General features: G+C 62.8%; 20 protein-coding genes. 15 read left to right on the forward strand and 5 right to left on the reverse strand.

The features are described from left to right. On the reverse strand, window positions 1-1152 hold the full coding sequence (glf, locus tag KTQ42_RS20795) for a UDP-galactopyranose mutase (RefSeq protein ID WP_217347502.1): 1152 nt from the start codon (window positions 1150-1152) through the stop codon (window positions 1-3). Between the two features lie 275 nt (window positions 1153-1427). On the opposite strand from glf, the gene KTQ42_RS20800 reads away from it, so the two are divergent. The 4 genes from KTQ42_RS20800 (at window position 1428) to KTQ42_RS20815 (ending at window position 3336) form a co-directional block, all read left to right on the forward strand. Next, on the forward strand, window positions 1428-1706 hold the full coding sequence (locus KTQ42_RS20800) for a hypothetical protein (RefSeq protein WP_217347503.1): 279 nt from the start codon (window positions 1428-1430) through the stop codon (window positions 1704-1706). A 30-nt stretch (window positions 1707-1736) separates the two neighbouring features. Further along, a complete protein-coding gene (locus tag KTQ42_RS20805) occupies window positions 1737-1946 on the forward strand; it encodes a hypothetical protein (protein ID WP_217347504.1) in 210 nt (69 codons plus the stop codon). 66 nt (window positions 1947-2012) lie between these two features. Beyond that, complete coding sequence (locus tag KTQ42_RS20810; RefSeq protein WP_217347505.1) at window positions 2013-2846, forward strand: aldo/keto reductase; 834 nt, start codon at window positions 2013-2015, stop codon at window positions 2844-2846. A gap of 286 nt (window positions 2847-3132) precedes the next feature. Next, window positions 3133-3336 (forward strand): cold-shock protein, encoded by a 204-nt coding sequence (locus tag KTQ42_RS20815; protein WP_194711815.1) that lies wholly within the window; start codon window positions 3133-3135, stop codon window positions 3334-3336. A gap of 117 nt (window positions 3337-3453) precedes the next feature. Here KTQ42_RS20815 and KTQ42_RS20820 read toward each other — a convergent pair whose 3' ends face one another. Continuing rightward, entirely contained in the window at window positions 3454-3780 is a 327-nt protein-coding gene (locus tag KTQ42_RS20820; RefSeq protein WP_217347506.1) for a hypothetical protein, read from the reverse strand. 206 nt (window positions 3781-3986) lie between these two features. Between KTQ42_RS20820 and KTQ42_RS20825 the strand changes: the two genes are divergently transcribed. Beyond that, the gene (locus KTQ42_RS20825) at window positions 3987-4247 is read left to right on the forward strand and encodes a hypothetical protein (protein ID WP_217347507.1); all 261 of its coding nucleotides are present in this window, start codon (window positions 3987-3989) and stop codon (window positions 4245-4247) included. A 37-nt stretch (window positions 4248-4284) separates the two neighbouring features. Here the strand turns inward: KTQ42_RS20825 and hfq are convergent, their stop codons facing one another. After that, window positions 4285-4575: an RNA chaperone Hfq gene (hfq, locus tag KTQ42_RS20830; protein WP_349292178.1), complete on the reverse strand. Its 291-nt coding sequence runs from the start codon at window positions 4573-4575 to the stop codon at window positions 4285-4287. Between the two features lie 389 nt (window positions 4576-4964). Here hfq and KTQ42_RS20835 point away from each other — a divergent pair, with 389 nt between their 5' ends. Next, window positions 4965-8519 (forward strand): PAS domain S-box protein, encoded by a 3555-nt coding sequence (locus tag KTQ42_RS20835; protein ID WP_217347509.1) that lies wholly within the window; start codon window positions 4965-4967, stop codon window positions 8517-8519. A gap of 61 nt (window positions 8520-8580) precedes the next feature. On the opposite strand, the gene KTQ42_RS20840 is transcribed toward KTQ42_RS20835, so the two are convergent. Beyond that, window positions 8581-10020, reverse strand: a complete 1440-nt coding sequence (locus KTQ42_RS20840; RefSeq protein ID WP_217347510.1) for a hypothetical protein — start codon at window positions 10018-10020, stop codon at window positions 8581-8583. Between the two features lie 327 nt (window positions 10021-10347). Next, window positions 10348-12648: a transglycosylase domain-containing protein gene (locus tag KTQ42_RS20845; protein ID WP_217347664.1), complete on the reverse strand. Its 2301-nt coding sequence runs from the start codon at window positions 12646-12648 to the stop codon at window positions 10348-10350. 402 nt (window positions 12649-13050) lie between these two features. Here KTQ42_RS20845 and KTQ42_RS20850 point away from each other — a divergent pair, with 402 nt between their 5' ends. From KTQ42_RS20850 to KTQ42_RS20890, 9 genes are all read left to right on the forward strand, one after another. Continuing rightward, window positions 13051-14796: a histidine kinase famiy protein gene (locus KTQ42_RS20850; protein WP_217347511.1), complete on the forward strand. Its 1746-nt coding sequence runs from the start codon at window positions 13051-13053 to the stop codon at window positions 14794-14796. Further along, the gene (locus KTQ42_RS20855) at window positions 14786-15163 is read left to right on the forward strand and encodes a response regulator (RefSeq protein ID WP_217347512.1); all 378 of its coding nucleotides are present in this window, start codon (window positions 14786-14788) and stop codon (window positions 15161-15163) included. Before KTQ42_RS20850 ends, KTQ42_RS20855 begins: the two co-directional genes overlap by 11 nt. A 126-nt stretch (window positions 15164-15289) precedes the next feature. Then, on the forward strand, window positions 15290-15688 hold the full coding sequence (locus tag KTQ42_RS20860; protein ID WP_217347513.1) for an FKBP-type peptidyl-prolyl cis-trans isomerase: 399 nt from the start codon (window positions 15290-15292) through the stop codon (window positions 15686-15688). 95 nt (window positions 15689-15783) lie between these two features. Next, on the forward strand, window positions 15784-16854 hold the full coding sequence (locus KTQ42_RS20865; protein WP_249223025.1) for an AI-2E family transporter: 1071 nt from the start codon (window positions 15784-15786) through the stop codon (window positions 16852-16854). A gap of 123 nt (window positions 16855-16977) precedes the next feature. After that, window positions 16978-17598, forward strand: coding sequence for a methyltransferase domain-containing protein (locus KTQ42_RS20870; protein ID WP_217347514.1), 621 nt, complete (start codon window positions 16978-16980; stop codon window positions 17596-17598). Between the two features lie 278 nt (window positions 17599-17876). Then, complete coding sequence (locus KTQ42_RS20875; RefSeq protein ID WP_217347515.1) at window positions 17877-18128, forward strand: hypothetical protein; 252 nt, start codon at window positions 17877-17879, stop codon at window positions 18126-18128. 350 nt (window positions 18129-18478) lie between these two features. Next, window positions 18479-18766 carry a hypothetical protein gene (locus KTQ42_RS20880; RefSeq protein WP_217347516.1) on the forward strand — a complete coding sequence of 96 codons (288 nt, stop codon included), beginning with the start codon at window positions 18479-18481 and terminating at the stop codon, window positions 18764-18766. A 126-nt stretch (window positions 18767-18892) separates the two neighbouring features. After that, a complete protein-coding gene (locus KTQ42_RS20885) occupies window positions 18893-20062 on the forward strand; it encodes a glycosyltransferase (RefSeq protein ID WP_217347517.1) in 1170 nt (389 codons plus the stop codon). A 51-nt stretch (window positions 20063-20113) separates the two neighbouring features. Continuing rightward, on the forward strand, window positions 20114-21337 hold the full coding sequence (locus tag KTQ42_RS20890; protein ID WP_217347518.1) for a DEAD/DEAH box helicase: 1224 nt from the start codon (window positions 20114-20116) through the stop codon (window positions 21335-21337). The last annotated feature ends 122 nt before the right edge of the window (window positions 21338-21459 follow it).

Below are 21459 nucleotides of genomic sequence, written 5' to 3' on the forward strand. Positions count from 1 at the left end.
CTATCCCAGCGGGTCTACCATGAAGGCCGGCATCGCCTCGCCGCTCGGCGCGGTGGCGAGGAAGCGCTCGGCCACATCGAGCGCCTCGGCGATGGTGACGTGCATGTCTAAGTAGCGGTAGGTGCCCAGCCGGCCGACGAAGGTGATATTGCGTTCCTGCCGCGCCTTCTCGATGTACTGCCGCAGCTGCGACTTTTCCTTGGCAAGGCGGATCGGATAGTAAGGCGTGTCGTTTTCCTCGCAGTAGCGGCTGTACTCCTTGAAGATCAGCGTCTTCTCATGGCTTTCCCATGGCGAGAAATGCTTGTGCTCCGAGATCCGGGTATAAGGCACGTCCACGTCACCGTAGTTGATCACCGGATTGCCCTGATAGTCGCCTTCGTGCCGCTCAGCGGCGAAGTCCAGCGTGCGGTAGCCTAAGCGGCCCTCGCTGTAGTTGAACCAGGCATCGATCGGCCCGCTGTAGAACACATGGTCATAGCCGGCGGCGTCGCTGCGGCCGAGCTTGGTGTTGAGATGCAGCGTGATGTTCGGATGGTCCAGCATCTTCTCGACGATGGCGGTATAGCCATTCCTGGGCATGCCCTGAAAGGTGCTGGCATAGTAGTTGTCGTCATAGTTGAAGCGCACCGGCAGGCGGCGCAATATGCTGGCCGGCAGTTCCGAAGGATGCATGCCCCACTGCTTGGTGGTGTAGCCCTTGAAGAAGGCTTCGTACAGTTCGCGGCCGACGAAGCGCAGCGCCTGCTCCTCGAAGGTCTGCGGATCCTTAATGCTCTGGTCGCCGATCGAGGCTAGGAAGGCTTCCGCCTCGCGCGGGTTGAAGGTCTTGCCAAAGAACTGGTTGATCGTCAGCAGGTTGATGGGCAGGGTAAACACGCGCCCGCCGGTGATGGTTTTCACGCGGTTGACGAAGGGCATGAATTCGTCAAACTGGCGGATGTAATTCCATACCTTTTCATTGCTGGTATGGAAAATATGCGGCCCGTAGGCATGCACCATCACATTAGTCTCTGCATCGCGCTCGGTGTGGCAATTGCCCGCCACATGCGGCCGGGCGTCGAACACTTCCAGTTGGTAGCCTGCCTTGGCCGCCTCATGCGCAATCACGGCACCGGAGAAGCCCGCTCCAATCACAGCAATTTTCTTCACATGTCGCCCTTATCTTGATCGTGGAAAAGCCAGGCGGCACGGCGGCCGCCAGATGGTCTGGTTTCCGATTCTATGGGCCGGGCCTGTCCGCCGGATTGATGCGAAACATGGGCCCGGCGCCTGGCAATTTGGCCTCTTGACACTGCTTGCGCCGCGTCAAGCTTGCGGCAGGGCCATGATGCCGCTGACACATCTGGTAACGCCGCTTACGCCTCCACGCTAGCTCCAGTGCCCTTCCCGCGGTGTAATAAAGGCGTTTCCACATGGAGGTGCATATGAAAAACCCAGTCATGTTCATTGCAGGCATCCTCGCCGGCGCAACCATGCTGCTCTCAGCACCCGTCGCAATGGCCCACACCGTACGGGATGCCCACGGCCACTACCGCGCTCACCGCCACGTGCAGCCGCATCATGTGGCGCCGGTGCGGCATGCATACCGTCATGACTATCGCTATTCGCAACGCGTGCTTCCGGCCCGCGCACAGCGCGACCGCGACGGCGACGGCGTGCCCAACCGCTTTGACGCGCGCCCCAACAATCCGCGCCGCTATTGATCCCGGCTTCATCAATCAACGGAGAATCCGATGCGCAAGCTGATCCTGCCGCTCGCCGCCGCTAGCATCCTGTTGTCCGGCTGCGTGGTGGCGCCTTACGATCCGGTCGGCCCGGGTTATTACCGCCATCCGAATCATGGTTACTATGGCTCGCCGGGCCGCGGCTACTATCGCGACCGCGATGGCGACGGCATACCCAACCGTTATGACCGGGCGCCGGGCAATCCTTACCGCTACTGAGCCGCTGCCGGATTGCACATGCTGCGGTAAGCTGTCGTCCTCTTCATCAGGCACACAGAGGACGCAATGCGCATGACCATCCTGCCTTCGGGCGAAGCGGTGCCGGCGCTGGGGCAGGGCACCTGGTACATGGGCGATCTGCCTGCACGTCGCGCAGCCGAGTTGGCGGCGCTGCGCGCTGGCATGGACCTTGGCATGAGGCTCATCGATACGGCCGAGATGTATGGCGACGGCGCCGCCGAACGCCTGGTCGGCGCAGCCATTGCGGGCCGGCGCGACCAGGCATTCATCGTCAGCAAGGTGCTGCCGCATCATGCCACCCGGCGCGGCACCGCGACGGCATGCGAAGCCAGCCTGAAGCGGCTAGCGACCGATCACATCGATCTCTACCTACTGCACTGGCGTGGCGGCGTGCCGCTGGAAGACACTCTGGCCGGATTCGCCGACCTGCAGCGGGCCGGAAAGATACGCCACTGGGGCGTGAGCAATTTCGATGGGGATGACATGGACGAACTGAGTGCGCTTGCCGGCGGCAGCGCCGTGGCGGCCAATCAGGTGCTTTACAACCTGACACGGCGCGGCATCGAGTTCGACTTGCTGCCGCAGTGCGCGGCCGCTGGCGTGCCGCTGATGGCCTATTCCCCAATCGAGCAGGGACGGCTGCTGCGCGATCCGGTGCTGGGTGATATCGCTAGCCGCCACCAGGCCACGCCGGCTGCCGTTGCATTGGCCTGGGTGCTGCGCCAGCCGGGGATGATCGCCATTCCCAAGGCATCGACGGCCGCGCATGTGGCGCAGAACCATGCGGCTTTTAATATCAGCCTCGATGATGGGGATCTTGCCGCGCTGGACCGGGCCTTTGCGCCGCCGCGTTCGAAGCAGCCATTGGAAATGATTTGAACATCCATTTCATGCACCCAGGAAATTTAAACGAGGTTGCTTACGCGCAACATTGGTGCTTTTCTGCCCAATTCCGGTGAATTTGGTTCCTGAGCGAAAGAAAAGACCCGATATTTGCGCTATACCTATAAAAACATGCAAATTGGTGATTTGCCATTTACATTGAATGTGCCATTATGCTGCGTATCGAATTGACCAAGCTTTTGGGATTTCGGTAAAGCAGAATGTGCAGGGCGATCTAGACCGGCATTTTCGTATTTTATATCTTTGGAATGTGGACGCAATTATGGCAACAGGTACTGTGAAGTGGTTTAACGACGCAAAGGGCTTTGGTTTCATCACCCCGGACGCAGGCGGCGAGGATTTGTTCGCGCATTTCTCCGCAATCAATGCATCGGGCTTCAAATCCCTGCAAGAAGGCCAGAAAGTAAGCTTCGAAGTCACCCAAGGCCCAAAAGGCAAGCAAGCTTCGAACATCCAGCCAGTGTAATTCCCATCACCAGCGTCATTGCGACGCAGTGATGCTCAAAGCCTGCACCGACCCGGTTAGCGGGCTTTTTTTATGGGCGTAGGGTTTGGCTCAGATGCATTTTGGCTCCAATGTCAGTCAGCCGCCCATATTCGGCACCACGCCGGGAGACGCGGGAACATGCTCAATGTCGCCGTCGCGCACTGCCAGGTCCAGCCTGTCGATGATCCCGGCAGCCTGAGCGCCTTCGACCTCAGGCCGGCTTGCCTGCAGGCGCGCAACCAGTTCTTCCCGCGATGAACACAATGAGCGGTCCCTGTGGCCGAAGTCGATGACGGCCGCATTGCCATAACCGGAAATCTGCGCCAATAGCTGCTGAGCCTCGCCGGCCTGCAGTTGCAAGGCATCAGCCAGCATGCCGGCCTTGCGCTCGAATTCATCACGATTGAGATACGGGGTATGCATCGCTACAGTCCTTATGATGGCGCCCGACGGCAGACCGGACCAACATAGCGGATCAGTGTGCGCCGCCCCGGGATTTCCACGCCTGCTCTTGAAATTTCTCAACAACCCAGCTTTCCGGTCCTGCTGCGCCCGAAGTTTGGATGGCAGAGGAACGAAGGCCGCGGCTCGATGCCAAACCGAAATCACGACTCACCAACAGGATCGCCATGCCAGGCATGCTGCCAAAAGCGCCGCTGTTTCCTTCTTCGCTCACCCAGGGCCTGCCAGCCTGCGAACTGGTGCTGCCACCCTCGGCGCCGCGCCATGCGGATGTCAACCGGGTGGCCCGTTACCTGCCGCCCGGCATGCCGGACCGGCTGGAGGTCAACATTACCCGCGCTGCCAACGGTAGCGAGCGCTGCACCGCAGCCTGGTACGGCAAGCGCGCCTACCTGATCCATCTGGCATTGCTGCCGGCTGAAAGCTGAGTGGGTCGAGAACCGGCGCTGACCGCATCATGCGGGTTCAGCGCAACGCGCCCGATCCGCCACGCGGCGTGCGGGCACGTGCCCCCGCTCCGGCGCTAGAGCCTGACAGGCCGCCCGGAACACCTGCGCTGGCCGGCATCACCGTCGAGATCGCATGCTTGAACACGATCTGCGTCACATCGCCATGCACCGCCAGTACATAATTGTCGAATGACTCGATGGTCCCATGCAGCTTGATGCCATTGACCAGAAAGATAAATACCGGGGTGCGCTGGTCGCGCAGGTTCTCGAGGAATGCGGCTTGTAATAATTGCGGGTTACGTTCCACGGCACTTCCTTCAAAGGACAGGTTGGAGCGGCAGGCTTCGTTCGGCGCAGGGCTACGCGCGCAAAAGGTGAACTGGCAGCATCGGTTCAGCTTAGTCCACAGCTTCGCGCCAAGGTTCGGTATCCGGTCTTGAAAAAGCGCCATCCCATGATTTGGCCGGCGTTGTACCGTCAACACAGTGCATCAGCCCTGCGGGATGCGTCGCGCCGTTGGCGTGATCAGTTAACCGAAATCCAGAACGCCTTGATACAATGTTTCTCCAAAGAATCCTTGTGATGCCGATCGGGTCTTCATCGTTAACCTGCTGTTCCAAGGTGCTGCCTTAACGTGATGCTCACGGCGCGATTCGATTACCTAACCTGTTGAGGTGGCCTGGCCGTGATTGCAGCATGAAAACTATTCCCAGCAGTGTGCCCACCCACGCTGGCACCAGCACCGGTGACCAGCACGCGAATCAGGTCAAGACGCTGGTGTGGATGACCGACAGCAACGATGTGATCGTCTACCTGAGCCGCAGCATTGCCCATCTGTTCGAGCTGGGCAATGTGCTATCGGTCGACATGTATGTGCGCTTCATCCATCCCGACGACCAGGCGCGCGTGCGGCAGATTTTCAGCCATGCGAAGGCGGCGCACAAGGAATGCCAGGCGGATTACCGGGTGGCCTCGCCTGATGGTTCAGTGCGCTGGGTGACCGGCTCGGGCGCGCCGCGCTTTGCTGACAATGGCGACTTCCTCGGCTATGCCGGCGCCCTGATCGACGTCACCGAGCAGTACACGGCGCTGGAACAGCTGGCAAAGAGCGAAGCCAGCCATCGCCTGCTGACGGAAAACAGCCAGGACCTGATCAGCCATCATGAAGCCCACACCGGGGTCTATCGCTACGCCTCGCCGTCATTCGAGCGGGTGCTGGGCTATGCGCCGGCGGAGCTGGTCGGCAAGGTCAGCATCTATCATCAGGTGCATCCCGACGACATTGACGTGATCAGGCAGGAGATTGCGCGCCAGGCCGACAGCGACGGCGACAGCCGACTGATCGAATTCCGCGTGCGCCACAAGAACGGCCACATGGTGTGGATGGGCACCAACGTGAAGCTGATGGTGCAAGCGGCGGCCAGGAAAAACATCGGCTCGATTGCGGTCTCGCGTGATATCAGCAAGGAAGTGGAGATTGCGGAGAAGCTGGCCCAGCTGGCTGAGGAAAACAAGGCCTTGGTGGAAAACTCGCTCGACATCATTGCCCTGCTGGACCGCGACGGCCGCTTCCTGCGCCTGAACGCGGCGGCCCATGACATCCTGGGCTATGCGCCGCAGGAACTGATCGGCCGCTCCTACCTGGAATTGCTCGACCACGATGAAGTGGCCCGGATGGAATCGGTCGATGCCAGCCTTCGCAGCAGCCAGAACACCGCCAGAGATCTGGAAACCCGGTTTCGCCGCAAGGATGGCCGCATCATCTACCTGTCGCTTGGCATGCGCTGGTCCGAGCACAAGCAAGTGATGTATGCGACTGCGCGCGACGTCACCGAGCGCTACCGGGCGCAGGATGAATTGCGCAAGTCTAAGGAACGGGTCGACGCGATGCTGGAAAGCATAGGCGACGCCTTCTTCGCGCTCGACCGCGACTGGCGCGTCACCTACGCCAACCGCAAGGCATGCGCCTTCGCCGCCGTCGAGCCGGCCAAGGCGATCGGCAGGCCGCTGGCTGAGCTGGTGCCGTCCATGCAGGCCTGGCCTTCGCTGCCGCATTACCGCAATGCAATGGAGCTGCGCCAGAGCGCCTTCTTCGAAGCCTACTGGGAACCCAGGTGTGCCTGGGTCGAGGTGCGGATCTATCCGAACGAGGATGGCATCTCGGTCTATTTCCATGACATCACCGACAAGCGTGTGGCGGAGAATGCGTTGCGCAAGAGCGAGAAGCGGTTCCGCAACCTGTTCGACCAGGCCGGCGACAGCATCATCATCGCTGACGACAGGCTGCGCATCCACGATGCCAACAAGCGCGCCTGCGAAGCGCTGGGCCTGGACCGCGACGCACTGCTGCGCCTGACGGTGGGCGACGTGGCGCCGCGCTTCGATGCCGAGCCGGCCTTCTGGGACCGGCTGCGGGCCGGCCAGACCCGGCTGGTGCAGAGCACGGTCAGCCATGCCGGCGGCACCACCTTCCCGGCCGAGATCCATGTGTCGCGCTTTGAGGAAGACGGCAATGAATACTTGCAGGCGATCGCGCGCGACGTGACCGAGCGGGTCGAGGCCCAGAAGAAGATCAGCGCCAGCGAGCAGCGCTTCCGCGAAGTGCTGGAAATGACGCCGGCTGGCTATCTGGTCGCCGACGGCGAAGCCAGGATCACCGATGTCAACCCGGCGCTGTGCCTGATCGCCGGCTATGCGCGGGAAGAACTGATGGGCCGCACGCTCGACATGCTGTTTGTCTACTGCCCCTGGGAGGGCGTGGCCTTTGCGCCTGGCGGGCCGACATCGACCCACGGCGCCGAAGCCGTGATCCGGCACCGCAACGGCAGCCATGTCTATGTGCTGTTCAACGGCAGCATCCGGCGCGACGCCGAAGGCCGGGCCCTTTCGATGACGGGCCTTCTGACCGACATCACGGCGCGCAAGGAAGCCGAGAGCCGGCTGGAACGGCTGGCTACCCACGACACCTTGACCGGCCTACCTAACCGCAGCCTGCTCAACGACCGGGTGCAGCAGATGCTGGAAGCCGGCCCGCGCAACATGCCGGTGGCGGTGATGTTCATCGACCTCGACCGCTTCAAGGAAGTCAATGACTCCTTCGGCCACGAGCCGGGCGACGTGCTGCTGCGGGAAGTGGCCGGTCGCCTGGCACGCGCGCTGCGGCCCAGCGATGTCATCGCCCGGCTGGGCGGCGATGAATTCGTGGTCGCCGCCTACTGCTCCACCGGCGCGCCGGCCGCGGCTGCCATTGCCGAAAAACTGTTGGCCACGCTGGCCGCGCCGATTGATATCGGCCACCAGGAAGTGATCATCGGCGCCTCGATCGGCATCAGCATGTTCCCCGACCATGCGCGCACCAAGGAGCTGCTGTTCCAGAGCGCCGACACCGCGATGTACCGCGCCAAGGCGGCAGGCCGCAACGGCTACCGTTTCTTCGAGGCGGAAATGACCGTGGAGGCGCGCACCCGCATGACGCTGGAACTGTCGCTGCGCCATGCGCTGGCACGCCAGGAATTCGAGCTGCACTACCAGCCGCGCATCGACCTGCGGTCCATGTCCATCGTCGGCATGGAAGCGCTGATCCGCTGGAACCATCCGGAACTCGGTCTGGTGTCGCCGATGCAGTTCATACCGATTGCCGAGGAAACCGGACTGATCGAAGGCATCGGCCAGTGGGTGCTGCAAGAGGCCTGCCTGCAGAGCCGGCGGCTGATGGACAAATTCGGCCGTGCGCTGTGCGTGTCGGTGAACATGTCAGCGCGCCAGCTCAAATGCCGGGCCATCGTCGACCAGGTCGCGGCGGCGCTGCAGCTAGCCGGGCTGGAGCCGGCGTTGCTGGAATTGGAGCTGACAGAAAGCGCGCTGATCGAGAACATCGAGCATACGGCGCGGTTGCTGAAGGAATTGAAGGGACTGGGCGTGCGCATTGCGGTGGACGACTTCGGCACTGGCTATTCCGGCCTGGCCTATCTGCGCCGCTTCCAACTGGATGTACTAAAGCTGGACCGCTCCTTCGTGCATCAGCAGGACGAGGACGACCAGAACTTCGATTTCATCAAGGCCTTCGTCGACATGGCCCATGCGCTGAAGCTGTCGGTCGTGGCCGAGGGCGTGGAGACCAGCGAAACCCTGCAGTTCCTGCGCAAGGCGGCCTGCGACGAGGCACAGGGCTATTTCCTGGCCAAGCCGCTGTCGCTGGCCGAGTTCGAGGCGTACCTGTCGCGACTGCCGGCGCCGGGCCGGCCGAATTGACGAGCTGAGGGCCTGACAACCGCCGGCCCGGCCGCATGCATTGGGCCGGGCCGGTCGTGGCTTACTGCGCGAAGGAGCAGGCCTTCACTACGCCATACAGCGGATCGCCGAAGGTGGTGTTGTCGCAGGCAATGCCATCGGTCGAGGAGCGGTAGGCATAGATGCCATTGGCGCCGTAGCGTACCTGGCGGGTGCCGCTGAAGCTGCAGCTGCCGTTCTCGCTGGCGCACTGGGCCCAGTTGGGCTCGCTGCCGGTGGCGACGCTGGTAGCGGCCGTAGTGACCGCAGTGGTCACGGCCGAGACCGTGCCGGCCACGAGAGTCTGCAGCGTGCCGCCCGCTTCATAGGCGCCGATATCGATGATGCCGTTGGCGGGCCGGGGTGCAGTGCCGACTGGAAAGCGGTATTGCAGGGTGGGCGACAGCGACAAACCGCCAGACGACGAGCCGACCGCCGCGCCGGCATCGATCATGGCTGCGCCCAGTGCCGGAATCAGGTCGAATGCGGCACGGTTGATGAAAGATGGCGACAGCGAACGATAGTTGTTGCGGTCGATCGCGCTGGCCTGGTTGGTGGCATTGCCGGTGCCGGAGAAGATGTTGTTCTGCAGCAGCGCGGGTGTGCCGACCTGGTCGCTGATCATCACGAAGGTACCGCGCACGCTGTCGTCATTGAGGAAGGTGTTGTTGACCACGTAGAGTTCACGGCCGGGATTGCTGGCGCCCTCCATGCCATAGGCCAGCATGGTGGCGGCCTGGTTGGCGCTGGGCTGCTGCAGCACGTTGCCAATCACGTAGGCATTGCCGGCGTTGGGCAGGTCGATCTCGTAGCTGGGCTGGTTGGTCGATGCCGAGAAGCGGCTGTAGACGATGGTGTTGGTGCGGGCCCGTGACTTTAGGTTGTGGCCGACATTGGCATCATGCGAATAGCTGCCGCGGAAGACCAGGCTGTTGATGTTGCCGATGTAGAGATTGTGGGTGTAACCGGTGCCACGGCCATTGAAGGCGAATTCAGTGTCCTCGATCACCACGTCGGAAGCGGCGTCGTTGTTGGTCAGGATGCCGTTCTCGTTATCGTGCAGATAGCTGTTCTTGAGCGTAAGGCCGCGCGCGTCGAGGCGGATCGCCGCGCCGTTCTGGTCAGGCACTGCGGCGCCGTACATCTCGACATTGTCAATGGTGGTGTCGTTGCCGTAGAGCACCCAGGTGCCCTTGCCGACGGCGTTCTGGCCGGCGGCATTGATCTTCGGGCGGCCGTTGACGCCGCGTATCGTCAGGTTGCTGGCGTAGATCACGCATACGTCGCCGTCATAGTTGGCCGAGCCTTCAATTTCGATGGTGTCGCCGGCGGCGGCGACTGCAATTGCCTTGCAGGGCGAAGAAAAGGTCTTGCCCGGCCCCACTGACAGCGTGGCGGCAGAGGCGCCAGCCGACACGGACAGGGCGCACAAGGCGGCGAGGGAAAACAGCGGGCGTGGCGAGATCAGTGGAAATCTGGTCATGGATGAGTGCATCTTTCTTCACAAGGGTTAGCGTCAGTACCAGCGGTTAAAACAGTCCACACTGACCTTCGGAAAGTTTGGATAGTTCATAGCCTGGCGGAAACCCCGAATTGACACGAAGAAATTTACTCAACAATAAAACGTGGATGCCGTAGATGCCACAAGGAATGTAGGAAGGAGATTGCGTTGTCGGAAGAAAAGACTGTTATTGGCGAAAATATTGCAGAGCAATTTTTTTGCTGAAATTGTGGTTTTTATTGTTTCTAAGAAATTTAAATTTACGTTGATCAATCAAATTCTTACTGCATGGAAATTAAAATGATTTCTTCATTGAAATAGTCCAAAAAAGTCGTCCACCATTTTTTGCATGCGCTGCCAGTGGCTTTCCACTGCCCGGATGGTGTCTCGCACGTTACTTATGGTTTCCTGCAACCGGCCCAGCCATGACAGGTCGGCATGCTCCTCCCTGGGCGGCACCGGCCTGGGTGGCTGCGGTGGCGTCGCCGCGCCCAGCAAGTCACGCAGCCAGTCGACCAGCGGCCCCCAGATTTCCGCGCCTGGCCAGGCATCGCGCGCTTTCGGAAATTGGGCGCTGGCGTCGATCATGCGACGGCTGGCGGCCTGCCGCAGGAAATCGCTGGACAGCAACAGCGCGTTATGGGCGCCCTGCCCCCAGTAACTACTGCGCATGGTGATGCGGGCATCGTTGAAGCCGACCCAGGAGCCGGTCACCAGACGCGGATGCATCAGGATGAACCAGCCGTCGGTGTTGTCCTGGGTGGTGCCTGTCTTGCCGGCAACATCGAGCTGGATGCCAAACTGCCTGCGCACGCCCTGCCCGGTGCCGCGGTCGACCACGCCGCGCAGCATCTCGACCAACTCTTCCGAGACGTCGCGCGACCACACCTTTTTGGCGCGACCGGAAAACTCCACCAGCACCCGGCCAGAGCTGTCCTCGACCCGGGTCACCATCATCGGCGCCCGGTATTGCCCGCCGCTGGCGATCGTGCCGTAGGCCGATGTCATTTCCAGCAGGGTGACCGGGCTGGTGCCCAGGGCCAACGACGGCACTTCCTTCAACTGGCTCTGGCGCACGCCGGCACGGCGCGCGAAGTCGGCGGCCCGGGCCGGGCCAACCGCCTCCATCACCTGCGCCGTCACCGTGTTCTTCGAATAGATCAGGCCGTCGCGCATGCTGACCGGGCGTCCGCTTGGCGCCGATTCGTCTTCCGGACGCCAGACCGTGCCGTCGTTCATCCGGATCTCGCGCACCTGGTCGATGAACTGGCGGTCCGGTTCCATGCCCTGCTCCAGCGCCGCGCCATACACGAATGGCTTGAAGGTGGACCCGGGCTGGCGCTGCGCGCGTGCCACATGGTCGTACTGGTCGGCATCGAAACTGGTGCTGCCGACCCAGGCCTTGACATCGCCGGTGGTGGGATCGATGGCCACCAGTCCTGCCTGCAGCCGGGTTTTCTCGGCGCGCAGTCGGGCCATGAACTCGCCATCCTGCCTAAGCGCGGCCAGCGCCGCCGCCGGCTCGGTGCCGGCCGCCACCGCATTGCGATAGGGGCCGGACTCGCGGATAAAGGCATCCACCAGCGCAGTCTTGCTGCGCCAGAAATACTCGAACGGCGGCGCCTGCTGCTGGGCGCTGACATAGGCGCCGGTGCTTTTAGATAGCAGCCGCTCGCTGCTGCTGGCCCATTCCACATCGGCCACCGCCTGCAGCGCATCCATCTGGCGCTTCACCGACTGGTTGGCGGCCGCCTGCAGGCGGGAATCGATGGTGGTGTAGACCTTCAGGCCGTCGGAATAGATGTTGTAGTCATTGCGGTCGGCCCAGTCGACCAGCCATTTGCGGATATGCTCAGCGAAATGCGGCGCCGCGCCGCGCGCTTCCAGCTGGCGCTCGAAGTCGAGCTGGATCGTCCGGCCCTTCAGTGCATCGAAGCTGGCCTGGCTCAGCACGCCGCGCCTGACCATCTGCGACAGGACCACATTGCGCCGGGCCGTGGCCCGCGCCTTGTTCTGCACCGGGTTGTAATAGCTGTTTCCCTTCAGCATGCCGATCAGAGTGGCGCTTTCAAGCACGCTCAGCTTGGCGGCCGGCTTGTCGAAGTAGGTCCGCGCGGCCATTTCGATGCCAAAGGCGTTGTAGAGAAACGGCACGGTGTTGAGATAGTTTTCCAGGATCTCCTGCTTGGTGAAGGTGTGCTCTAGCTTCAACGCCGTGATGGTTTCCTTGAGTTTTCTGGTAATCGAGCGCTTGCGGCCGATTTCCTCGGGATAGAGGTTGCGTGCTAGCTGCTGGGTGATGGTGGAGCCGCCCTGAACGCTGCCGCCCAGGGTACGCACCAGCGCGCCGGCGGTGCGGTAGAAGTCGATGCCGTGATGCTCGTAGAAACGATGGTCCTCGGTGGCGATCAGCGCCTTCGGCACGCTGGGCGCAATGCGCGAGAGCGGCACCCATTCCCGGTTGAAGCGCTTGTAAGTCGCCAGCAGCTGGCCATCGACTGAGATCAGCGTGCTGGGCTGCTCGTTGCGGGTCTTGCGCAGGTCGGTCATGCTGGGCGTAAACGGAATCAGCAGCAGCGTATAGAGGAACAGCAGCAGCGCGCCGGCCATGGCCAGCAATGCCAGCGCCTTGCCTGCGGCCACGCTGCGGCCGCCCCAGCCCAGATCGGGCTGGATCAGCGCCCGGAACGGGCTGGCAATGCGCCGCCATCGCCCCTGCGGCCTGGCCGTTGTGTTTTCCGTATCGTCCAAATTATTTCCTGAATGACGCGCCCTCCGATAGAGGGTTCCTTCGAGGATAGTGGCTGGACACCGGCAGCGCTTGCGTGGATTCAACCGTAGCGTATCCGGACGGCGCTGCAGCAATGGTGATTGATGAGACGCATGCGGCTGGGGATAGCAGAATTGCACTATGTAAATAAATGGTGCGCTGTTGCCCCAGGGTTTGCGTCGAGGCAAGACGTGCCAGGCGAAATTGGCGTACAAGCTTGGCAAACATTCTCAAAGCACTAGATGGTTACTGGAAGCGGAAAGAACGACGGCGGCAAGCCGATCGACGAACAAGGCGGCGGCCAGAGCGCCGGGGTGCCGGCCGACGGTGAGGTCGAAGGCAATAGCTACAGTCCGCTGGGCCGGCCCGGCATCCGCTACTGGCAAGCCAGCTACATCACCGAGCCCGGCCTGAACGACCGCAGCAGCGTGTTTTTCGCTGCCGTGGAAATGACCCGCATGCCCATGGTGGTGACCGACCCCAACCAGGACGACAATCCCATCGTCTTCGTCAACCGCGCCTTCCTCGACATGACGGGCTACGAGGAAGAAGCTGTGCTCGGCCGCAACTGCCGCCTCTTGCAGGGTCCGGAGACGGACCGCGACACGGTGCGGGAAGTGCGTGAAGCTGTTGCCGAACAGCGCGCTGTCGCGGTCGACCTGCTTAATTACAAGGCGGATGGCAAGCCGTTCTGGAATGCGCTGTTTCTCGGACCCATCTTCGACAAGGACGGCAAGATCCTGTATTTCTTTGCCTCGCAAATGGATATCACCCGGCGCTGGGTGTCCGAACAGTCCTTCCGCCAGGCGCAAAAGATGGAAGCCATCGGCCAGCTCACCGCCGGCCTGGCGCATGACTTCAACAACCTGCTGCAGGTCATCACTGGAAACCTGGAGGTGGCGGCCCTGCATTGCGGCGACAACCGCTCCCTGCGCACGGCGATCGAGCAGGCCGAAATGGCGGCCGCCAAGGGCGGCAAGCTGACCCAGCAACTGCTGACCTTCGCCCGCAAGCAGCGGCTAGACCCGAAGCGCATCAGCCTCAATGCGTTGGTGGTGGAATTCAGCGAGATGCTGGTGCGCACGCTGGGCGAAAGCATTGACCTGCGGCTCGACCTCAAGCCCGGCCTGCCGTTCTGCACGCTGGATCCGACCCACATGGAGATGGCGCTGTTAAATGTGCTGATCAATGCGCGCGACGCGCTGCCCGACGGCGGCCGGGTCACGATTGCCACCGCCATCATCACCGAGGGCAACCGGGGCGCGGCGCACCATCTACCGCCCGGGCCGTATGTGGTGCTGTGCGTGATCGACGAAGGCGAAGGCATGCCAGCCGAGGTGCTGCAGCGCGCGACCGAACCGTTCTTCACCACCAAGGGGATGGGCACTGGCCTCGGGCTGGCCATGGTACATGGCTTCGTCCAGCAGTCGCAGGGCAGGCTGGAGATCGATAGCAAGCCGGGCGAAGGCACCACGGTGCGCATGATCTTTCCGCTGGCGTCCGACCGCGATGCGGCCAGGAGCGAGCCCGAAAGGGCCGAGAAAGACCTGGAAACTTCGAATGGCGTGCCGGCGGCAACACAGACCATTCTGCTGGCCGAAGACAGCGAGGACGTGCGCCAGGTTGCCGCCAACTACCTGCGCAGCCTGGGCTACCGGGTGCTGGCGGCGCACAGCGGCGAGGAAGCTCTGGTGCTGCTGGAGCGCCATGGAAAGGTGGACCTGCTGTTTACCGACCTGATCATGCCGGGCGGCATGAATGGCCTGGTACTAGCCGAGCGGGTGCGCCAGAACCAGCCCGAGTTGCCGGTGCTGCTGACCACCGGCTTCATGGATGAACTGGTGCGCCGGGGGTCGGGCGCCTTCGGCAAGGACATCCTGACCAAGCCCTACCGGCGCAGCGAACTCGCCGAACGGGTGCGCGCGGCGCTGGCCAAGCGACATCCCGGCCAGCCGCCGGCTACTCCGGACTTCCGCCATGAGGGTTGAGCGCGCGCCGCATGTGCTGGTAGTCGATGATGAAACGGCGCTGGCCGATATCATCGGTGCCTACCTGGAAGCCAGCGGCTACCGCATCACCGTAGCCAATGACGGCTGGCAGGCGCTGGCGCTGTATGAGCGCGACCCGGCCGACGCCGTCATCACCGACTTTGCCATGCCGGGCATGAACGGCCGCGACTTGGTGGCCGACCTGCGGCGGCGCCGGCCGGACCTGCCCGCCATCATGGTCTCAGGCTATGTCAGCATGCAGCAGCTTGATCTGGACCCGCTACTGCTGCTCAACAAGCCGGTCAGCCTGGCCACCCTTACCCGCCATCTGCGCGACCTGCTGGGCAATACCGGTTCCGGGCAATAAGCGGCGCTGGCGACGCAGTCGCGGAGAACAGGCCGGCAATTCGGCCTGCATGCAAGCTGAAAATGCCTTGGACCACCATCGGAAAGGCTATACTACGCGCCACCTTCCCTTGCCCAGAACCATGCCATGCGACTTTTCGCCATCCTGCTCTCCAGCGCCCTGATTGTTCCGATGGCCTTCGCCGCCAACGATACCGAAACCCTGCCATCCGGCGTCACCATCCAGAAGCAGAACAAGACCAGCGGCGCCCAGCCCAAGGCCAGCGACCAGGTCAAGGTGCACTATCGCGGCACGCTGGAAAATGGCACCGAGTTCGACAGTTCCTACAAACGCGGCGAGCCGGCCCGGTTTCCGCTCTCCCGCGTGATTCCCTGCTGGACCCAGGCGGTGCAGAAGCTGCATGTGGGTGAAAAGGCCAAGCTGGTCTGCCCGGCCGGCACGGCCTACGGCGCAGCCGGCATCCCCGGCATCATCCCACCCAACAGCACGCTGAACTTCGATGTCGAACTGATCTCGATCGAGTAACTACCAACCAGCGGGTGGCAGCCGGCAGGTGCCGCCCGCGCCCCGCCGTCAGGCGCGAGATTGACGGCGCGCATTCTTTCTCCGACCATTGCGTCATGCCCCCTCTATCCGCTTTTATCCCCGTTCTGTTCATCGTCTCGCTGGCGCTTCTGCTGAGGCACTTCCTGGGCGCGCTGGCCTGGGCTTTTCTGCTGGCCGTGATCACCTGGCCGCTGCATGAAAAACTGCTGCGCCGCGGCTGGTCGCCGCTGGGCAGCGCGGCCACGCTGCTGTCGGTACTGGTGCTCAGTTTCAGCGGACCGTCGATCTTCCTGTTCAATGCACTCGGCAACGAGGTGTCGACCGTCGAGCGGCTGCTTGGACAACTGAACCAGACCGGCGTGCCGGCGCCGCCCTGGCTGGCCAAGCTGCCGGTGGTTGCCAAGCCAGTGCTGACTTGGTGGCAGGAACACCTGGCGGTGCCGGGCGGTCTGGCGACCCTGATCCGCACCACCGCCGGCGACCTGATTCCGCATGTGACCAGCACGATTAGTACGCTTGGGCCCACCATCCTGGCCAATGCGCTGTACCTGTTCCTAGCCATGCTGACGCTGTTCGTGATCTATGTGCAGGGACACACCGTGGTTAGCTATGTCGACCGCGCCGGCATGCGCATCGCGCCTGCCTACTATCCAGTACTGCGTCGGCTGTTCCCGCTGTCGGTGCGCGGCACCGCGCTCGGCCTGTGCTCGGTGGCGCTGCTGGAAGGCGTGGTCCTGGGTTTCGCCTACGCCATCGCCGGTGCGCCGGCGCCGGTGCTGCTGGCGGTGATTACCGGCTATATGGCGCTGATACCGGGTGGTGCGCCGCTGTCGTTCTCCCTGGTGTCCTTGCTGCTGCTGGGCCAGGGCCATGCCGGCGCGGCGCTGGGCCTGTTCTGCTGGGGCGCGTTCGAACTGTTCCTGGTCGACAAGTTCGTCCGGCCCAAGCTGATCGGCCGACGCGTCGAACTGCCTTTCCTGGCGGTGCTGTTCGGACTGCTGGGTGGCGTGTCCACGATGGGCGTATTGGGCCTGTTCGTCGGGCCCTTCATGATGGCGGTACTGTTCTGGTGGCTGCGCGGCGGCCGGGTGGACGCCATGGTGGCTACTGAAAAACCGGCCAAAACGGACGAAGTGGCGTTGTAAGCGACTCGGGATCTGCAAACTTCTTCATCCCAAGTGCGAAATTTGCAAGGCTATACGAAATTCGGCGAACTTTCTGAATTTGCACGCGATCAGATTACGATTTGACAATCCTGGGCCAACTGTATGAAACAAGTCTCCGTCGATAACGTCGTCAATACCTACCGTTTTTACGCTCCACTTTACGACCGCATGTTCGGCGCGATCTTTGATCCGGGCCGGCGGGCGCTGGCCGAAGCGGCCTGTGCCATACGTCCGGCCTCGCTCCTCGAAGTCGGCGTCGGCACCGGCCTCACGCTGGCGCAATATCCCGCCAGCAGCGAGATCGTCGGCATCGATGTCTCCAGCGACATGCTCGACATCGCCCGCTACCGGGCCGAGCAGCTGGCCGAGCACAACATCCAGTTGAGCCTGATGAATGCGGAAAGCATGGACTTCCCCGACGGCTATTTCGACTGCGTGGCCCTGCCCTATGTGCTGTCCGTTACGCCCAACCCGGACAAGCTGGTGGCCGAGATCCGCCGGGTCTGCCGCAAGGGGGGCACCATCTTGATCCTGAACCACTTCAGTGGTAGCCGCTTCTGGTGGCTGCTCGAACGCGCGGTGCGCTCGCTGGCCGACCGCATCGGCTTCCGTTCTGACTTCTGCTACAAGGAGCAGATCTTGCGCCACGACTGGGAAGTGCAGTCGGTCAGGAATGTGAATTTCCTTGGCCTGTCCAAGCTGGTGACGATCAAAAACCTCTGATTCCGCCGCGTTTCGCGGCGTTTTACTTGCCTGCAGCCTCGCAGCGCCCTGCTTGATTAAGGGCGCTGCCTGATGCATTGTGCGTGCGCAATTTCTGCTTAATGGGAAAGCCGATGCGCGCGGCGCGTGCGCGACCCATTCAATGAAGGTCGGCGTCCTCGATATCGCCACACCGCCCCATCACGCTGCCACGGCAGCCTCGTTCATGTCTGAGCCCAATCAGGCGATCAGCGCAGACTGTCGCTGATAGGCCCACCCTCGGCCGGTTGAACCCTTCCATGCCACATCGTACTTATGCCGGCTCCGGCTCCGGAGTAAGCACCCAGCACAAGCAATCCGACACCGCTACGCGGGAGCGGGCGTTGGCGCAGGTATTGGACAAGTGTTACCGCAGCGGGGAAGTGTTTGAGCAAATGCGGCATGACAGAGCACTCTCCGACAATGAAAAAGCGTTCCACTGGTTGCTGAACCGCCAGCTCGACCTGGTCAATGCATGCCATAAAAGGGAGCTTGGGACGGGCACTCAGTAACCCATGCCGGCGTTGGCGCATGGCGACGCCACGTACGCCATTTCCATGATTTCGGTAACCCGCTCGCGCCGTGAGGTGTGCCGGCAACAAGCTACGCTCGATCCTCTCCACAATTTGATCTGCGACAGCAAGTGCGACAGGCATCCGGGGCTAACTGGAGTGACGACAGCAAGCGATATGCGGATCAATACTAGTGCATCCCAATTCGACCAAGGCACGGTAATTGCAAGCGCAAGCCTGTTTCGGATCGCATGGCTGCTATGGCGGAAAAGCGCACCAGCGTGAGGCATGAGCAAGCCCGGCATGTATCACCGCCATGCAGTCCACGCAGCATCTTGAGGAGGAAAACCATGAACAGCATCAGCAGCAAGCTTATCGCCGAACAACTTTGCACGCTGGCCACGTTGCTGGAAGCTGAAGCCTTGCGCTGCAAGGCCTATGGCGCGCCGAATGCCAGGGATGTATCGAGGCAGGCACGCGTCGTGCGTACGATGGCCGACCAGCTATGGGATGCCAATGTCGCAGTGCCGGTCGGACGCCAGCCGGAGCAGCGCGGTCAGGCCAAGGATGGCAAGCCGACGCGCCCGAACCGGCCGGCGCTGGATATGCAGCGTGCCATCGGCAGCTTGGTGCTTTAATCCTTTCACCCTTTAATCCTTTAACAAATTCGATCTGGTGGGCCGGCCGGCCAGATCCACTAGATGATCACGCCCTAGAATGCCTGCCTGGCGCCAGCCATTGCGGCGGCGCAGCGCTCGAAAGGCATGGATCTGGCATTCTGGCTGTCGCTGGCCGCATTCATCGCAGTCAGTGCGGTGTCCGTCGACGTTGCGCTGGGCTGGCGCCGCATCACCCACCTGAAGGATGTCGCCGTGCCGGCCGGCGCCCACCAGCCGCGGGTCTCGCTGATCGTGTCAGCACTGAATGAAGCCGGCACCATCGAGCCGGCGCTGCGCTCGCTGCTGGCCATCGACTACCCCGACCTGGAACTGATCGTCATCGACGACCGCTCCACCGACGCCACCGGCGAGATCATCGACAGGCTGGCGGCCCGCCAGCCGCGCCTGCGAGCTCTCCACCTGCGCGAATTGCCGCCCGGCTGGCTGGGGAAGAACCATGCGCTTTCGAAGGGCGCGGCCGCGGCCAGCGGCGACTACCTGCTCTTTACCGATGCCGACGCGGTGTTTGCGCCGAGCGCGGTGGCGCGCGCGGTCGCCTGGTGCGAAGCCAGGCGGGTCGACCACCTGACGCTGTTCTTCGACCTAGTGGCCCGGCCGCTGCTGTTGCGGCTGATGGTGATCAGCTTCGCCGCCGCCTTCATGGGCCGCTTCCGCCCCTGGAAAACCGCCAGCTCGGCGCGCCACCATATCGGCATTGGCGGCTTCAACCTGGTGCGGCGTACGGCCTATGAAACCGTCGGCGGCCATGGCGCGATACCGCTGGCGGTGCTGGACGACATGGAACTGGGTCGCCTACTCAAGGGCGCCGGCCATGTGCAGCATGTGTTGTCGGGCGAGGACATGGTATTCATCGAGTGGTACCGCAGCACGCCGGAACTGATGCGCGGCCTGGAAAAGAATGTGTTCGCCGGCTTTGACTACCGGCTCAGCATGCTGGCCGGCGTCACTGTGCTGGTGCTCATTACCCGGGTCTGGCCATGGCTGGCGCTGCTGACCACCAGCGGCCCTGCCTGGTGGCTCAGCCTGGCTACCGTGACCGTCGGGCTGGCGCTGTACCTGGACTTGCTGCGTGCCCGCAAATGGCCGCTGCGCTGCCTGCTGTTTGCGCCGCGGGTGCCGGCCATCGAGCTGGCCATCTGGTGGCGCGCCTGCCTGTTGACCCTGCTGCGCGACGGCGTGACTTGGCGCGGCACCCACTACCCGCTTGCGCAGCTGAGGGCCGCGCACCGCGCCATGGCCGCACGCGGCAAGTGACACCGATTGCGGCCACATCGCCGATAATGGCGTCTTTTTGCGCAGCCGCTTATGAGCTTTTCTTCCCTCGGTCTGATCGACCCCCTGCTGCGCGCCCTGGATACGCTGGAATATCGCCAACCCACGCCGGTGCAGTCGCAAGCCATCCCGGCAATCCTAGCAGGGCGCGACCTGATGGCTGCCGCCCAGACCGGCACCGGCAAGACGGCCGGCTTTGCGCTGCCGCTGCTGCAGCGGCTGACCATGCAAGGTCCGCAGGTAGCGGCCAATTCGGTGCGCGCGCTGGTGCTGGTGCCCACCCGCGAGCTCGCTGTCCAGGTCCATGACAGCTTCATTGCCTATGGCCAGAACCTGCCGCTGCGCATGGCGATTGCCTATGGCGGCGTCAGCATCAATCCGCAAATGATGAAGCTGCGCCGCGGCGCGGATGTGCTGGTGGCCACGCCCGGCCGCCTGCTCGACCTGCACCGCCAGAATGCGGTCAAGTTCAGCCAGCTGGAAACCCTAGTGCTGGACGAAGCCGACCGCATGCTCGACCTCGGCTTTGCCCGTGAGCTCGACGCCGTGTTTGCCGCCCTGCCGAAACAGCGCCAGACCCTGCTGTTTTCCGCCACTTTCTCTGACGCGATCCGCGAGATGGCCGGCAGGCTGTTGCACAAGCCGGTGTCAGTCGAGGCGACGCCGCGCAATACCGCGGCCAAGGGCGTGAAGCAGTGGATGGTGCCTGTCGACAAGAAGCGCAAGACCGAGCTGTTCCTGCACCTGATGAAGACAAAGCGCTGGAAGCAGGTGCTGGTATTCGTCAAAACCAAGAAAGGCGCCGACGAGTTGGCCACTGCGCTGTCGGCGCACGGCATTGCCGCCGACGCAATTCACGGCGACCGGCCGCAGCCGGCCCGGCTGCGCGCGCTGGAGCGCTTCAAGAGCGCCGAGGTGCGGGTGCTGGCCGCCACCGATGTCGCCGCCCGCGGCCTGGATATCGACGACCTGCCGCAGGTGGTCAACTTCGACCTGCCCATTGTCGCCGAGGATTACATCCACCGTATCGGCCGCACCGGCCGCGCCGGCGCCCGCGGCGATGCCTGCTCGCTGGTGGCGGCCGACGAAGTGCAGCAGCTGGCGGCGATTGAAGCGCTGATTAAGTCGCCGCTGCAGCGCATCGAGGAGCCTGGCTTCGTGCCCGATCACCGCGTGCCCGCCACCGGCGCCGGCGGGCGCGTGGTCAAAAAACCGAAGAAGCCCAAGAAACCCAAGGCGCGTACGCCACGCGCCTGATATCGATGAGGCCGCTGGCATGACCAACCAAAAGCCTTGTTGATTTCCGTCACAGCCGGGACTGTTGCAGCCGAGTTGATGCATAGCATAATGTCACTGCTCAAATGATGACATTCCGACAA

This window comes from Noviherbaspirillum sp. L7-7A, assembly GCF_019052805.1.
Lineage (GTDB): Bacteria > Pseudomonadota > Gammaproteobacteria > Burkholderiales > Burkholderiaceae_D > Noviherbaspirillum_A.

Excerpts from the sequence above, each read along its gene's own strand:
- KTQ42_RS20800 (WP_217347503.1), top strand. The coding sequence starts at position 1,428 with ATGAAAAACCCAGTCATGTTCATTGCAGGCATCCTCGCCGGCGCAACC.
- KTQ42_RS20805 (WP_217347504.1), top strand. The coding sequence starts at position 1,737 with ATGCGCAAGCTGATCCTGCCGCTCGCCGCCGCTAGCATCCTGTTGTCC.
- KTQ42_RS20810 (WP_217347505.1), top strand. The coding sequence starts at position 2,013 with ATGCGCATGACCATCCTGCCTTCGGGCGAAGCGGTGCCGGCGCTGGGG.
- KTQ42_RS20815 (WP_194711815.1), top strand. The coding sequence starts at position 3,133 with ATGGCAACAGGTACTGTGAAGTGGTTTAACGACGCAAAGGGCTTTGGT.
- KTQ42_RS20820 (WP_217347506.1), bottom strand. The coding sequence starts at position 3,780 with ATGCATACCCCGTATCTCAATCGTGATGAATTCGAGCGCAAGGCCGGC.
- KTQ42_RS20825 (WP_217347507.1), top strand. The coding sequence starts at position 3,987 with ATGCCAGGCATGCTGCCAAAAGCGCCGCTGTTTCCTTCTTCGCTCACC.
- KTQ42_RS20835 (WP_217347509.1), top strand. The coding sequence starts at position 4,965 with ATGAAAACTATTCCCAGCAGTGTGCCCACCCACGCTGGCACCAGCACC.
- KTQ42_RS20840 (WP_217347510.1), bottom strand. The coding sequence starts at position 10,020 with ATGACCAGATTTCCACTGATCTCGCCACGCCCGCTGTTTTCCCTCGCC.
- KTQ42_RS20845 (WP_217347664.1), bottom strand. The coding sequence starts at position 12,648 with ATGGCCGGCGCGCTGCTGCTGTTCCTCTATACGCTGCTGCTGATTCCG.
- KTQ42_RS20850 (WP_217347511.1), top strand. The coding sequence starts at position 13,051 with ATGGTTACTGGAAGCGGAAAGAACGACGGCGGCAAGCCGATCGACGAA.
- KTQ42_RS20855 (WP_217347512.1), top strand. The coding sequence starts at position 14,786 with ATGAGGGTTGAGCGCGCGCCGCATGTGCTGGTAGTCGATGATGAAACG.
- KTQ42_RS20860 (WP_217347513.1), top strand. The coding sequence starts at position 15,290 with ATGCGACTTTTCGCCATCCTGCTCTCCAGCGCCCTGATTGTTCCGATG.
- KTQ42_RS20865 (WP_249223025.1), top strand. The coding sequence starts at position 15,784 with ATGCCCCCTCTATCCGCTTTTATCCCCGTTCTGTTCATCGTCTCGCTG.
- KTQ42_RS20870 (WP_217347514.1), top strand. The coding sequence starts at position 16,978 with ATGAAACAAGTCTCCGTCGATAACGTCGTCAATACCTACCGTTTTTAC.
- KTQ42_RS20875 (WP_217347515.1), top strand. The coding sequence starts at position 17,877 with ATGCCACATCGTACTTATGCCGGCTCCGGCTCCGGAGTAAGCACCCAG.
- KTQ42_RS20880 (WP_217347516.1), top strand. The coding sequence starts at position 18,479 with ATGAACAGCATCAGCAGCAAGCTTATCGCCGAACAACTTTGCACGCTG.
- KTQ42_RS20885 (WP_217347517.1), top strand. The coding sequence starts at position 18,893 with ATGGATCTGGCATTCTGGCTGTCGCTGGCCGCATTCATCGCAGTCAGT.
- KTQ42_RS20890 (WP_217347518.1), top strand. The coding sequence starts at position 20,114 with ATGAGCTTTTCTTCCCTCGGTCTGATCGACCCCCTGCTGCGCGCCCTG.